General features: G+C 43.2%; 14 protein-coding genes and 1 pseudogene. All 15 read left to right on the forward strand.

Annotation, left to right across the window (positions count from 1 at the left end; translation table 11 throughout):
* The coding region (locus tag ACHZC4_RS04535) for a DUF4351 domain-containing protein (protein WP_394752633.1) at positions 1 to 723 on the forward strand (723 nt) is incomplete at its 5' end.
* Between the two features lie 34 nt (positions 724 to 757).
* Entirely contained in the window at positions 758 to 967 is a 210-nt protein-coding gene (locus ACHZC4_RS04540) for a hypothetical protein (protein ID WP_394752634.1), read from the forward strand.
* Between the two features lie 20 nt (positions 968 to 987).
* Complete coding sequence (locus ACHZC4_RS04545) at positions 988 to 1,635, forward strand: class I SAM-dependent methyltransferase (protein ID WP_394752635.1); 648 nt, start codon at positions 988 to 990, stop codon at positions 1,633 to 1,635.
* Positions 1,632 to 2,777 carry a glycosyltransferase family 4 protein gene (locus tag ACHZC4_RS04550; protein WP_394752636.1) on the forward strand — a complete coding sequence of 382 codons (1,146 nt, stop codon included), beginning with the start codon at positions 1,632 to 1,634 and terminating at the stop codon, positions 2,775 to 2,777. The genes ACHZC4_RS04545 and ACHZC4_RS04550 overlap by 4 nt, the downstream gene beginning before the upstream one ends.
* Positions 2,778 to 2,802: 25 nt before the next feature.
* The gene (locus ACHZC4_RS04555) at positions 2,803 to 3,108 is read left to right on the forward strand and encodes a nucleotidyltransferase domain-containing protein (protein WP_394752637.1); all 306 of its coding nucleotides are present in this window, start codon (positions 2,803 to 2,805) and stop codon (positions 3,106 to 3,108) included.
* Positions 3,109 to 3,142: 34 nt separating this feature from the next.
* Positions 3,143 to 5,458 (forward strand): glycosyltransferase family 4 protein, encoded by a 2,316-nt coding sequence (locus ACHZC4_RS04560; protein WP_394752638.1) that lies wholly within the window; start codon positions 3,143 to 3,145, stop codon positions 5,456 to 5,458.
* Position 5,459: 1 nt separating this feature from the next.
* A complete protein-coding gene (locus ACHZC4_RS04565; RefSeq protein ID WP_394752639.1) occupies positions 5,460 to 6,422 on the forward strand; it encodes a glycosyltransferase family 2 protein in 963 nt (320 codons plus the stop codon).
* A 62-nt stretch (positions 6,423 to 6,484) separates the two neighbouring features.
* Positions 6,485 to 7,540, forward strand: a complete 1,056-nt coding sequence (locus ACHZC4_RS04570; RefSeq protein ID WP_394752640.1) for an acyltransferase — start codon at positions 6,485 to 6,487, stop codon at positions 7,538 to 7,540.
* 23 nt (positions 7,541 to 7,563) lie between these two features.
* Positions 7,564 to 8,793, forward strand: coding sequence for an O-antigen ligase family protein (locus ACHZC4_RS04575; RefSeq protein ID WP_394752641.1), 1,230 nt, complete (start codon positions 7,564 to 7,566; stop codon positions 8,791 to 8,793).
* 104 nt (positions 8,794 to 8,897) lie between these two features.
* Positions 8,898 to 10,100: a glycosyltransferase family 4 protein gene (locus tag ACHZC4_RS04580; RefSeq protein WP_394752642.1), complete on the forward strand. Its 1,203-nt coding sequence runs from the start codon at positions 8,898 to 8,900 to the stop codon at positions 10,098 to 10,100.
* Positions 10,101 to 10,146: 46 nt separating this feature from the next.
* A complete protein-coding gene (locus ACHZC4_RS04585; protein WP_394752643.1) occupies positions 10,147 to 11,010 on the forward strand; it encodes a WecB/TagA/CpsF family glycosyltransferase in 864 nt (287 codons plus the stop codon).
* Positions 11,011 to 11,116: 106 nt separating this feature from the next.
* Complete coding sequence (locus tag ACHZC4_RS04590; RefSeq protein WP_394752644.1) at positions 11,117 to 11,380, forward strand: type II toxin-antitoxin system Phd/YefM family antitoxin; 264 nt, start codon at positions 11,117 to 11,119, stop codon at positions 11,378 to 11,380.
* Positions 11,364 to 11,624, forward strand: coding sequence for a Txe/YoeB family addiction module toxin (locus tag ACHZC4_RS04595; RefSeq protein WP_394752645.1), 261 nt, complete (start codon positions 11,364 to 11,366; stop codon positions 11,622 to 11,624). Before ACHZC4_RS04590 ends, ACHZC4_RS04595 begins: the two co-directional genes overlap by 17 nt.
* A gap of 62 nt (positions 11,625 to 11,686) precedes the next feature.
* A pseudogene (gene gmd, locus ACHZC4_RS04600) lies at positions 11,687 to 12,618 on the forward strand (GDP-mannose 4,6-dehydratase).
* Positions 12,605 to 13,576, forward strand: a complete 972-nt coding sequence (locus ACHZC4_RS04605) for a GDP-L-fucose synthase family protein (RefSeq protein WP_394752646.1) — start codon at positions 12,605 to 12,607, stop codon at positions 13,574 to 13,576. The pseudogene gmd and the gene ACHZC4_RS04605 overlap by 14 nt, the downstream one beginning before the upstream one ends.
* Positions 13,577 to 13,641 lie beyond the last annotated feature (65 nt).

Genomic DNA, 13,641 nt, shown 5'->3' on the forward strand with positions numbered 1-13,641 from the left:
ATTCTATTTGTCATCGAAGAAGAAACGCAAGGCAGTCGGTTTTCAATTCATCGCCTTGCGCATTATTGTCTGGATCTGGCAGAACTTATGGAAACCGAACGTGTCATTCCGGTGGTCATATTTTTAAATTCCGGAACACGGAAAAAAAGTTTGCGATTGGGTGGCGATAGACACAGTTATTTAGAGTTTCGCTATCTGGCCTGCGATTTAAAGCGCTTGTCAGCCAACGATTATAAAGACAGCAACAATATAATCGCCCGGCTAAACCTGCCCAATATGCACTACCCTAAACAAGAGCGGCTAGAAATATATTTAGCTGCACAACTAGGATTGCTGCAAATTGAACCGAACCCTAACAAACAACGTAAATATATTGACTTTATCGATTTTTATGCGGATCTTAGTGAGCAGGAAATCATCGAATTCCGAACACATTACCTAAACGAAGAAGGTGAAATAATGGGACTGGCACAAATACTAAGACAAGAGGGGCGTCAAGAAGGGCGTCAAGAAGGACGTCAAGAAGAATGTATTTCTTTAGTGACGCGCTTATTAAGACGAAAATTCGGCATTCACCCCGAACTTGACCAATCATTAGCGCAATTACAAACATTACCGGTTGAAAAACTGGAAGAATTAACAGAAGTTATTTTTGATTGGACTGAGCTGAGTGACTTAACCGAGTGGCTAAAACAGCAACTTGCAGCGATCAACCAACGCTGACTCCTGTAACTAATTTTTACCAAAATAAACAGTTATGAAATTATTAGTATTTTTATATAAAAACTACCTAAAAGCAGCATGGGCCATTAGGCGCAGATTTAAGGTTAAAGCCTATGGTATAGGGTTTATTTCAACCATAATTCCGGAAGCCTATCAATTTAATTTTCAAGGTAGCAACTTTGTTTTTTTGCCATCTGCTGGTAAAAATTATGGTGGTAAATTTGTCTATTTAATTAACAACTAAAATTAAAATATTTATAAATTATGTATAAAAGTTTTTCTAACTACTTGTGGACTCTTATTCGTTTCTTAAGACTAGGTGGTCTACTATTACAGATCCATCCTAAAAGCTATCTTCGTAAGCGGGGTTGGTTCTTATCTTTTACAGCAAAACGCTCCATTGATGCCGCTAAAAACCCTATTCCGTGGTGGAGTTATGGTGTCATTGATTTTGTGGAAGAGCGTTTAAAACCATCACTGTCTTGTCTGGAATTTGGTTCGGGTGGTTCAACGGTTTGGCTTGCACACCGAATAAAGTCAGTAACCAGTATAGAAAACGATCCGAATTGGGCGGCAATTGTAAAAGACTTTGTTCCGGAAAATGTCCGGCTGATTGAGCTTGCCAAGCCAGAAAACCTTTCCGATGAGCATGTAGGTAAAGAAGTCTTTGACATATTAATTGTAGATCCCCTTGCACATCGCATTAACTGTGCAAAAGCTGGACTTCCTTTTCTTTCAGAAACAGGTGTAGTGATATGGGATAACACTGATGGATCAGACTGGCCAGAAATAAAGGCACTAATGGCAGAGCATGGTTTTAAAGAAATTTCATTCAACGGTTTAGCTCCTCAAGAAGTGTCTCTATCACGTACAACCATTTTTTACCGTACTGAAAATATATTTGGGATATGAGCGTCGCTAACCCAAATACGCAAAAACCCGTTGCCATACTCATCCCATGCCTGTTAACCGGTGGCACAGAAGTTGCCACATACGAAACCGCACTGGCCTTTAAAGCACAAGCTATGCCGGTTGATGTCATCGTATATTTTGATGAAATTGATCCGGTTATGTTGCAAACGTTTCAAAGCGCAAATATAAACATAATTGCTCTAGGGGCGGTCCGTGGCCAAGGTATTTATAGACAGTGGATCTTAATGTGGCGTTTGTTTAGCGTTTTGCTACGTGGCCGTTACCGGATAATTTGGCTGCAATACATGACCCCAACCTTGTTGCCGTTGCTGATTGCCAGATTATTGACAAGGCATTTAGTGGCAGCGGTGCATGTGGCAGCGCATCACTTTCAACCGCCAGCAATAAAGCGTTTACGCTGGCTAACACGGCATTGGTTAACGCGCTTGGTATGTGTATCGCAGACCACGGCGGATGGCATATTTAAGGGTACAGGGATGCAAGCGCAGGTGACGGTAATACCGAATACCCTTAATCTAGCTCACGCACAAGCGGCAAATACGCGTGATTGGCGAGTCGAGCTGGGGTGGCCTAAGCAGTCTTTAGTGCTGGGTTTTGTGGGTCGGTTGGCTACCATTAAAGGTGCGGATGTGTTGCTGGAAGCAGTGGCTTTAGCCTATCAGCAGTTACCGCAATTAAAACTGGTGTTAGTTGGCGACGGCGACGAACGCTGTAATCTGGAACTGCAAGCCAAACAACTCGGGATTGCTGACCTAGTACATTTTGCCGGACGCTTAACCCGCGATGCCATTTATAGCGCCACCAAAGGCTTTGATGTGGCGGTAATACCCAGCAGGGAAGAAGGCTTTGGTTTGAGTGCACTGGAGGCCATGGCAGCGGGTGTACCTGTGCTGACAAGCAGGGTGGATGCCTTAACCGAGGTGATTATTGATGGCAAAACCGGACTGTTATTTGAAGTGGGCAATGCGACGGCCTTAGCTGAGGCAATAGTAAATCTTGGAGTTAATGGCGAGTTACGGATGCAAATGGGGCAGGCAGGGGTGCAACAGGTTGCCGCGCACTATGACATAAGTATCTATCGCCAACGCATGGTAGCGTTTGTTAGTGAATTGACTAATTGATGACTATGTGGAAACGGATTAAACCATGAGATTAACCCCAGCGCAGCAAGCCACCATTCGTTCTACTGTTGCCGAAACCTTTGGTGAGGAAGCCAATGTCTGGCTGTTTGGTTCGCGGGTGGATGATAACAAACGGGGTGGGGATATTGATTTGCTGATTGAAACACAGCAAGCCGATGTTGCCGTGATTGTACGGGCGGAGATGGCTTTATTAACGAAACTCCAAATGAAACTAGGTGAGCAGAAAATTGATGTGCTGGTGGATTACCCGACACGTCAATACACGCCCGCCATTTTTACCATTGCCAAGCAAACCGGTATTCAATTATGAGTGAATCTATTCCCTTGTTGCGGCGCAACTCACTATGAAAATTGTATTCATTCAGCGGGTATTGCCGCGATATCGACAAGCCTTATTTGACGAGTTACGCAAACAATCAATAGCACAGGGGCATAGTTTTTCACTTTGGGTGTCATTACCACACGCTATATTTGAGCGGCGTGGAACCTCTGGATCACTTGATTGGGTAGATTGGGTGCGTTGCGTTTCTTTACCTGACAGGCTAGGTTCAATTGAATTTCAATTTCTGCCATGGCGCAAATTAATAGCCGCAGATGTGGTGATTGTTCCCGATAGCGCACGTTGCTTGTCTAATCTGGCTGTACTTGTTCTGCGTCGCTTACTGGGTCGTCAGGTGCTGACGTGGGGGCATGGCATCAATTTTCAACCCGATAGCTTCTCAAAACGCTATGAAAAATTGCGCCTTTGGTTGTTCCGGATTGCAGATCGCAATTTGCTATATACCGACGCATGTTTGAAGTTTATGGGTGAGGCTGGGTATCCATTAGATCGGCTGGGTGTAACAGAAAACGCAGTAGACACGACAGCTGCTCAAGGACTGTATTCACAACACCCGGAAGTATTAGCGTTTCGCCAGAAGCATGGCTTGGGACAGTTTCCGTGTATTGTTTTTTTGGGCAGTTGGTATGCGCGTAAACGTCCTGAAGTCGTCATTGAAATAGGCGAAGCGCTACGTAAACAAGTACCCGACGCTAAAGTAATTGTAATAGGTGGCGGCGATAGTTTGCCCTTGCTACAAAGCCTTGCGGCAAGTTTTCCCTGGTTAATTATTACGGGTCCATTACATGGGCGCGATCTTTACGTAGCTTTGGCTGCGGCCAATTGTTTGGCTGTGTCTGGGGTGGCTGGTTTGAATGTGCTGGATGCAATGGCAGTAGGTTTACCCATCGTGCTGCCAAAACGAGTCGATCACAGTCCGGAAGTGGCTTACGTACAGCATAACGTTAATGGCTTGATTGTCGAAGACAGTGTTCAGCATTTGGCAGACGCTTGCGCCGAGCTCATCAATAACCCAGCTCAGCGTGCTACGTTTTCTGCAGGTGCTTTAATAACATCACGTTCTAGAACTATTGATAGTATGGCAGCCAATTTTTTACGTTTCGCCCAAAAGACTGTTTTTCCGCGTACCAACCAACCGGTGGTATTTGTATATCAACGCATGTTGCCTTATCACCACGCACGATTTTTTGCGGTGGCTTCAGCTTTAGCTAAACAAGGCAGGCAAGCTGTTGCATTAGAAGTCGCGGACTTTGACAGTAGCTATGGTGCCATTAGCGCACCAGCTGGTAAAAACAAAAATCAAAGTCTATCTATTGAATGCTTGTTCCCAGGAAAAGATTATCTGGAATTGGATAAGAAAGCCGTGGCCGCCAAGGTAGCATTACGGTTACAGGTATTAAATCCTGATATTGTTTTTTCGCCTGCTCCGGCTTTTGCGGAAGGTGCCGGGGCTATGCATTACAAGGTGAATCATGGAGGAAGGCTGGTATTAATGGATGATGCCTGGAGCTTAACGGAACGCCAGAGTTCTGTTAAACGTATAGTTAAGCGCTTGCTGTACCGCTGTTATGACGGCGGTTTTTTTCCTTCGCTGTTGCATGGTAATTATTTTAATGATTTGAGTATTCCGTTTGACCGTCAACACTACGCAGTTGATGTTGTTGCAGACAATGACAATAATGTCTGTATAGAAACAGCAGCGTTATGTGCTTTGCAGTCGCCCTATCTATTGTACGTAGGGCGCTTGATTGCTCGCAAAAATCTTGATGTTTTAATTCATGCATTTGCGCAGTTACAGCATCCTGACCTTAAACTGGTTGTTATCGGTGATGGGCCAGAACGAGCAAGATTAGAAGCTAATGCTCAGCAAGAAGGCATAAAAGATTCAATTAAATGGCTGGGAACTTTAGATAATGCAATCTCAAGAGCATGGATGCAGCACAGTGTCGCAGTTGTAGTGCCCAGTGCTTTCGAGCAATGGGGACTGGTGGTGAATGAAGCTTGGCAAGCGGGTACTTTGGTGGTGGGCAGCGATACGGTCGGTGCGCTTAAAAGTGCATATCAAGCAGATATGCACTGGATGATGTCGCCGCCAGGGGATGTTGAGGCATTGCAGATTGTGCTTTCGCAAATATTGGCATTGACTTCTGTTGAGCGTACTGACTTGCTCGCCAAGCTGGAATCTGTGCACTTGGCTTATTCTATGGCAGAACACGTAAAAAGTACCTTACAACTGATTAATATGGTTCCACGTAAACAAGTAGGTTGGTTTACCCGCAAGCTTGCACTGGCTTGGCAAGGCAATGTGGCGGTATGGTGAAATGAGTACCGTGATGAATAATCAACAGCTACAGCCTCGCATCAGTATTGTAATGCCACTCTATAACAAGGCAGCGACTGTAGCCCAGAGTATTGCGAGCGTATTGGATCAAACCGTGAGCAATTGGGAGCTTGTTGTGGTCGATGACGGCTCTACTGATGAAGGGATCGCAGTGGTCAGCGCCCTACAGGATCCACGGATCAGGTTGGTATTGCAGGTAAATGCAGGTGTGTCAGCAGCCAGAAACAAAGGAATTGCAGAGTCCCGCACAGACTTAATTGCTTTTCTGGATGCCGATGATGTGTGGTTACCGACCTTTCTGGAAAGTATTCTTGCCCTACAAAAAGATTTCCCCCAGGCACAGTGGTTTGCGACTTCTTACTTCATTCAAGAGCCTAACGGATCTTCATCACAAGCACGGTTTAATAACAGTGCGGCGGGATTTTCTCGGGGCGTGCTGAAAGATTATTTTAACGTTGCAATACAGTCGGAACCACCAGTTTGGACTTCGGCTGTAGCGGTAAATAAAGGCGCCATTGTGCAAATTGGCGGCTTTCCGGTTGGAGTTGCAAGTGGCGAGGATTTATTAACTTGGGCGCGATTGGCCTGCGTGTATGGGCTTGCCTATGACACCTCATGTCATGCGGTATTTCAACGGTCTGGTATCGAACGCCGTCCGAGTTCACAGGATGTAGTGGGAAAAGCATTGCGGGAATTAGCTCAGATATATCCGGATATAGCGGGTTTATCGGACTATATTGGGCTTTGGTATCGCATGCAATCGGTTATGGCAATGTGGTTTATGGACATAAAACTGGCTCGTAAATATGCGGTTTATGCAGTTCGTTTTGGGTTTAAGCAGATGCGTAATTGGTATGCGCTGATTATAGCCTTTGTGCCTTTTGGCTGGGGTAATAAGCTTGATTCAATGCTTCGAAATCAAATCATAAAAGCTGCTGTTTAATATGTTTTTTAAAGCAGTGTTAATTTATTTCAGCTTATTTTTGTTATTTATACAAGGCAAATATGATAGCCAAAATCAGTAAGGATTCGAGTAATGGAGCTATATTATTAAGATTTATAGCTATTATTTTAGTTATTAATTCGCACATGGACATATTATATCCAATTCCACAATTAGCGACTGGTGGAGCAATAGGTAATGCTTTATTTTTTATGTTGTCATCTTATGGTTTATTATTGAGTGAACAAGAAAGAAATCAAACGTTTACTACGTATTTTGCAAAAAGAATTAAAAGAATATATCCGCCAATCTGGATTAATATTATTGTATTGATTATTCCGATAGCCGTTTTAAATTATTTTACTAATCCTGCTGGGTATGTTGGGATTATAGAAGAATTTAATTTTAATTTAAAAAATCCGTTAGATTTATTACGCGTCATATTTTATCCGCCACCCGCGTATTGGTTTTTACAAGCCTTGATGTTATTTTATTTGATGGGGTTTGTCTTTATTAAAAACTATAGCATAAAAAAATTACAGATCGGTTTTGCATTTTTGGTGACGCTGTATATCTATTCCTATAGTCAGTTTTCTGATTATTCGAGTTTAGTTATTGAGAGCACTATGACATTTAAGCTAATTTTTTATGCCCTAATTTTTTTGTTGGGAATTTATTTTGCTTCAATTAATAATAAAATTTCTTATAAAGGAATTTCTGATTACTGTATTTTATTTTTTTTAGTCTTTCTGATTTACTTTCATAAAATACTAATGTACAAAGAAATTTTGGGTGGTTTCCAATTTATACAACAACTGCTTATTTTGCCACTTCTTTATTATTTTTTAAAGATCAGTAAGTCTAACTTTGTTTTAGATATACTTCTTAAACCTACACTAATAACTAGCTTTATTTCAATAATTGCCGCGATGACACTAGAGCTTTACATGGTACACGGCCCTATTAGAATGTTAATTTATCAGTACCTTCCAAAGTTTCCGGAGAATGTTTTCTTATATTTACCTGTCACCTTCTTCGTTTCCTATGGGCTATACCAGTTAAATAAAAATTTAATGTTTAGTGGTTCAAATAAAGCAAATTGTGAAGCTCACCAATAAATAAAACTAAGCCCACCTATATAATGAATACCATGCCCTTGAAAGTAAGTTCAACGCAGGTAAATACTAAAGCACAAGAGAAACTGCCCTTAATGATTAAGGTAGTTCTTTTCTTTTCATTAGTATCGATAGGTGTAAAAGGACAGGTTTTTGGTTTTAACATGTCGGGTATATCGTGGTTTGTACCGTTAATTGTGAGTTGTTTTATTATCGGCCAACGCGTTAAAAGAGTTAGCTTCCCTGTAATTATCTGGCTACCGTGGCTATTTTTATTAATCGGACACTTATTTTTTGTGGATTATCGTCTAATTGACCCACGGGTTATACCCATCCAACGCAGTCTTCAAATACTAACGCCACTTGCTGTGGGTATGGCTGTTTCTACCTATCGGCCATCTATTATGTTAGTAATGAGGTTTTTTGATGTTTTAAGATTATTTTCTTACTGCTTAATAGTATGTCAGTTGACATGGGGCAATTTACTTAGTTTTAGAGCTTTTGCTGCCGAAAACATGTTGGTTTTGCTGCTTTGTGTGGTTTTTGCCAACCGGTATTTGATGTTTAAAGAGTTAAAAGATTTGCAACTGTGGCTTATTTTAGGTGGTATTCCATTGCTATCAGTTACGCGTACAGTTATTGCGAATACCTTACTTACTTTTCCGTTAGCCTTTACCTCAACCACATTAACCCGAAGATTATTTTTTTTAGGATTAATTTGTATCGGAGGCATTGGGATTTTTCAACTACCGCAAGTACAGGAAAAAATGTTTTTCTCTGGAGAGGGCAAATTATCCGATGTGGGAAGGAGTGATGATTTCGCCACATCAGGGCGCAGTGCCATGTGGGAAAGATTATACAACGAGGCGCAGAATGCACCTTTATTAGGGCATGGTACAGGGGCAGGGGAGACATTAACGTATGCCTTTGCTCCTGTTGGCTATCCGCATAACGATTGGCTACTTACTTATTTTGATTACGGCATTTTAGGAGTAATTATATTATTGGTAAGTATATTATTAACGCTTTGGCATGGAATTAGAGCGCAGAGAAAAACTAAGGATAAAAACATTAAATTGCTATTTATGGCAGGACTATCAGCGTTCATTCCTTTTATGATGGTGATGTATACCGATAATATTTTAGTGTATGCCTCATTTTTTGGCATGTTGCATTACACCATTTTGGGGTTTGGTTATGCCGTTCTTAAAACTGAGAAAAATGCCAGATTATCTCAAAGAATACCTATAAATTAACCGCAATTTTTAGTGTTTAATTTTAAAAAAGCAACTGCCTAATAATAAAATGAACCTCCCCATTCTAATACTATCCTCAGGTTATAAGTTCATAAAAATGCAAAATGAAAATCCTGCTCGCCCATAACTATTACGGCTCTGCCGCCCCTTCCGGTGAAAACCAAGTATTTGATGCGGAACGAGAACTGCTACACAGCCGTGGCCACGAATTGGTGGAATTCACCCGCCACAGCGATACCTTACGTGCCCAAGGTGCAATTGGTAAATTGATAGGTGGCGCATTAACACCTTGGAATACCCAAAGCTATCGTGCCATAGCAACGCTAGTCAAAGAATTTCAGCCCGATGTAGTACACGTTCACAATACTTTTCCCATGTTATCGCCTGCTATTTTTCATGCCATTGGAAACCGCGCTCGGCGTGTGCTGACCCTGCATAATTACCGCTTGTTCTGTCCCGCTGCAATCCCCATGCGCGACGGCAAAGTGTGTACGGACTGTCTAGATCGCCACAGTGTTTGGCCAGCCATTAAGCACGGTTGTTATCGCAATAGCCGTGTAGCCACCTTGCCACTGGCCGCCAGCGTAGCGTTACACCGAGGACTAGATACCTGGACTGGGAAAGTGGACGCATTCGTAGCCTTAACCGAATTTCAGCGCGAACGCATGGTTGACGGAGGTTTGCCTGCACACAAGGTTTTTGTTAAGCCCAACTTTTACCCTGGCAACCCACCGGTTATAGCGTGGGCAAAACGGTTACCTACCGTAGTATTTGCAGGCAGGTTAACCGCAGAAAAAGGCGTTGCAAGCTTAGTTAAAGCGTGGGCACTTTGGGGTACAAACGCGCCAGAATTACGGATTATTGGGGATGGTGAATTACGTGGCCATCTGGAAAACTTAGCTCAAGGTTTACCGATCCGTTTTTTAGGTCAGCTTACTAGCGAGCAGGCACAACATGACATTGCTCAATGCAGCTTGCTAATATTGCCTTCTGAATGTTTTGAAGGCTTTCCAATGGTGGTGCGCGAAGCGTTTGCTTTTGGTACGCCGGCCGCGGTATCCAATCTCGGTCCTTTGCCCAGTATTGTTAAGCATGGCCTGACAGGTGTTAACTTTGAGCCAGGTAATCCCGAATCGCTCTACCAGACGGTAAAGGCTACATGGCAGAATCCGGAGTTGTTAGAACAATTAGCACACAATGCCCGTAAAGCCTTTGAAGCGAACTATACCGAAGAATCTAACTACACCCTGCTTATGACTATATACAACCCGCCGCAAGTTAAAACAAAGGACAAAATTGAACGCTAATCCACGAATTCAGCATGATGCACATTCCCAAACAAATAAGTATGAAATGAAAGAAAGCCTTTTAGGCTATAAAGTTAACTATGAGTCTGTCCATAATTGCGTAAACGCAATTGAAAATAAACTAACGCAGTCCAAACAATCATCGGCAAGCAAAAATGTTTGTGTATGGCTTGCCTGCCTTAACCCACATTCTTACGTACTAGCGTGCGACGACGAAGCATTCTCCAACGCATTGCATGGCGCGGATTGGCTTGTACCCGATGGCGTTGGCATCTTAATGGCTTCTCGTGTTTTAGGTGATCGCCGAGCTTGGCGTGACCGTCGTGCTGGGCCTGAACGCCCTGTTTTGAGTAATCGTCGTGCTTCAAATGATCGGCGCAACATGGAAGGACAAATTAAAGAACGCGTTACTGGATCGGATGTCTTTTTTGGTTTGCACGAACGGTTAAATGCAGTAGGGGGTTTTAGCGTGTTCTTTTTGGGTTCTACCCAAGAAACATTGGCAAATATTCGGCTAAAAATGGCTACAGATTACCCTAACATTCAGGTGGCAGGTACTTACTCCCCACCCTTTAAACCCGAATATTCTCCCACAGAACTAGACGATATGATTAATGCCATTAATATCTCAAACGCTGACGTATTATGGGTGGGGATGACAGCACCCAAACAGGAAAAGTGGATTTTTCAAAACAAAGACCGGCTTAATGTACATTTTGTTGCTGCCATTGGCGCTGTGTTCGATTTTTATACCGGAAAAGTTCAACGATCACATCCACTATTTCAGCGTTTTGGGCTGGAATGGTTGCCGCGATTATTGCAAGAGCCGCGTCGGTTATGGCGAAGAATGGGAATATCAGCGCCTATTTTTCTTTACCACACTTTATTTAGGAAGTTAGAGGACAAATAAGAAAAAAGCCCTCATTATTTTTTGCTGAGCGATAAAGTATTTGACTTGATCTGTTTATAGCTCAAGTGTATATTTCATATCTTGTAAATTTAGATGAGGATTAACTATGCAACAAAATACATTTAGCAATGTGCGAACACACTTTAAGGATGCCTGTGATCAGATTGTCAATGATCAAGACATTCTCTTAGTCACCCGACGCGATGCCGATAACATTGTCATGATGCCGCAATCATTGTTTGATGCCTGGCAGGAGACTGTTTACTTATTAAAATCTCCTGCAAATGCCGCAGCTTTGGCCAAATCTATAGCGCAACATCGAAATGGCCAAGTGTTTGAAAGGGAATTGATCGATGCAGAGGAAGATTGAATGGACACATATTGCTTGGCAACACTATATTTTTTGGCAAACTCAAGATAAAAAAACATTACAACGCATAAATAAACTGATCGATGCCAGTGTTAGGACTCCCTTCGATGGCATAGGCAAACCTGAGGCACTTAGGGAAAATCTAAGTGGTTATTGGTCCAGGCGAATTGATGATACACACCGATTGGTTTATTCAGTAGATGACGAGAGAATTACAATAATCGCTTGCAGATACCATTATTGATGAGCGCCAGGTAAGGTACGCTCACATTTCATCCTGATTTTTCACACTATTAGCCAATAACCATGCACAAGAAAAAAGCCCTCATCACTGGCATTACTGGTCAAGACGGATCTTACCTCGCCGAGTTTCTGCTAAAAAAAGACTATGAAGTTCACGGTATTAAACGCCGTGCCTCCGCCTTCAATACCCAGCGCATCGACCATATCTACCAAGACCCACATGTTGATAACCGCAATTTTATTCTGCATTACGGTGATTTAACCGATGCCACTAATCTAATCCGCATTATTCAGCAAGTGCAGCCGGATGAGATTTACAACCTTGGCGCACAAAGCCACGTTGCGGTGTCGTTTGAAAGCCCTGAATACACCGCCAACAGCGATGCACTCGGCACGTTACGTATTCTCGAAGCCGTGCGCATCTGCGGTCTGGAAAAGAAAACCCGTATTTACCAAGCGTCCACTTCTGAGCTTTATGGCTTGGTGCAGGAAACCCCGCAAAAAGAAACCACGCCTTTTTATCCGCGCTCACCTTACGCTGTCGCCAAACTGTACGCGTACTGGATTACCGTCAACTACCGCGAAGCCTATGGCATGTACGCCTGCAACGGCATCCTGTTTAACCATGAATCCGAACGCCGTGGTGAAACCTTCGTCACCCGTAAAATTACCCGTGGCCTTGCCAATATTGCGTTGGGTATTGATGCCTGCCTGTATTTGGGTAACATGAATTCGCTGCGCGATTGGGGTCATGCCAAAGATTATGTAGAAATGCAATGGCTGATGCTACAACAAGAACAGCCTGAAGATTTTGTGATTGCCACCGGTGTGCAGTACTCGGTGACCCTACTAAGGCCAAAGAAAAATTGGGCTGGGTGCCGCAAACCACGTTAAAGGAGATGGTTACCGAAATGGTCGCCCATGATTTAGATCAGGCTAGACGCCATAAGTTATTGCAAGACAATGGTTTTGAGGTGACTCATGCGCGCGAATAAACAAAGAATTTATATTACCGGACATCGCGGTATGGTCGGTTCTGCGCTCATCCGCCAACTCCAGCAACGGGATAATCTTGAACTTATTACCCGTACGCATGCAGAACTCGATCTGACCCGGCAAAAAGACGTTGAAGATTTTTTCAAGTCTCAACAGATTGATCAGGTGTATTTGGCTGCGGCCAAGGTAGGTGGCATTGTTGCTAATAACACGTATCCTGCCGAGTTTATCTACGCTAACTTAATGATGGAATGTAATATTATCCAAGCGGCTCATCAGGCGGGTGTGCAAAAGCTGCTGTTTCTGGGTTCCTCTTGCATATATCCCAAGCTTGCAGAACAGCCAATGCGGGAAGACGCGCTACTTACCGGTACGCTGGAATCTACCAACGAACCCTATGCCATCGCTAAAATTGCCGGAATCAAACTGTGTGAATCGTTCAATCGGCAATACGGGCGCGATTATCGTAGTGTTATGCCTACCAATTTATATGGCCAAAACGACAATTTCCACCCTGAAAATAGCCATGTTATCCCTGCAATGCTGCGGCGCTTCCATGAAGCTAAATGTCGGGGTGACAAAGAAGTGGTAGTTTGGGGGACTGGAACACCGATGCGCGAATTTCTGTATGTTGATGACATGGCGGCAGCCAGTGTGCATGTGATGGAGTTGGAAAATACAACCTATCAGAACCATACGTCGCCGATGCTATCCCATATTAATGTGGGTACAGGTATTGACTGTACTATTCGTGAATTGGCGGAAACCATTGCACGTGTGGTTGGTTTTGTAGGCGAACTGAAGTTTGACCCCAATAAACCCGATGGCACGCCCCGTAAACTGCTGGACGTGTCACGCCTGAAAAATTTGGGCTGGCAAGCCTCCGTTACACTGGAAAACGGGCTGCGAGATACTTATGCGTGGTTTTTACAAAATGAAGCTTCTTATCGAACTTAGAATCATTGTTTGAGACAGGCTTTCCCTGTCATTGAGTCTATCCGTCACACGGTGTTAATTGCGCA

Source organism: Crenothrix sp., assembly GCF_043729335.1.
Taxonomy (GTDB): domain Bacteria; phylum Pseudomonadota; class Gammaproteobacteria; order Methylococcales; family Methylomonadaceae; genus Crenothrix.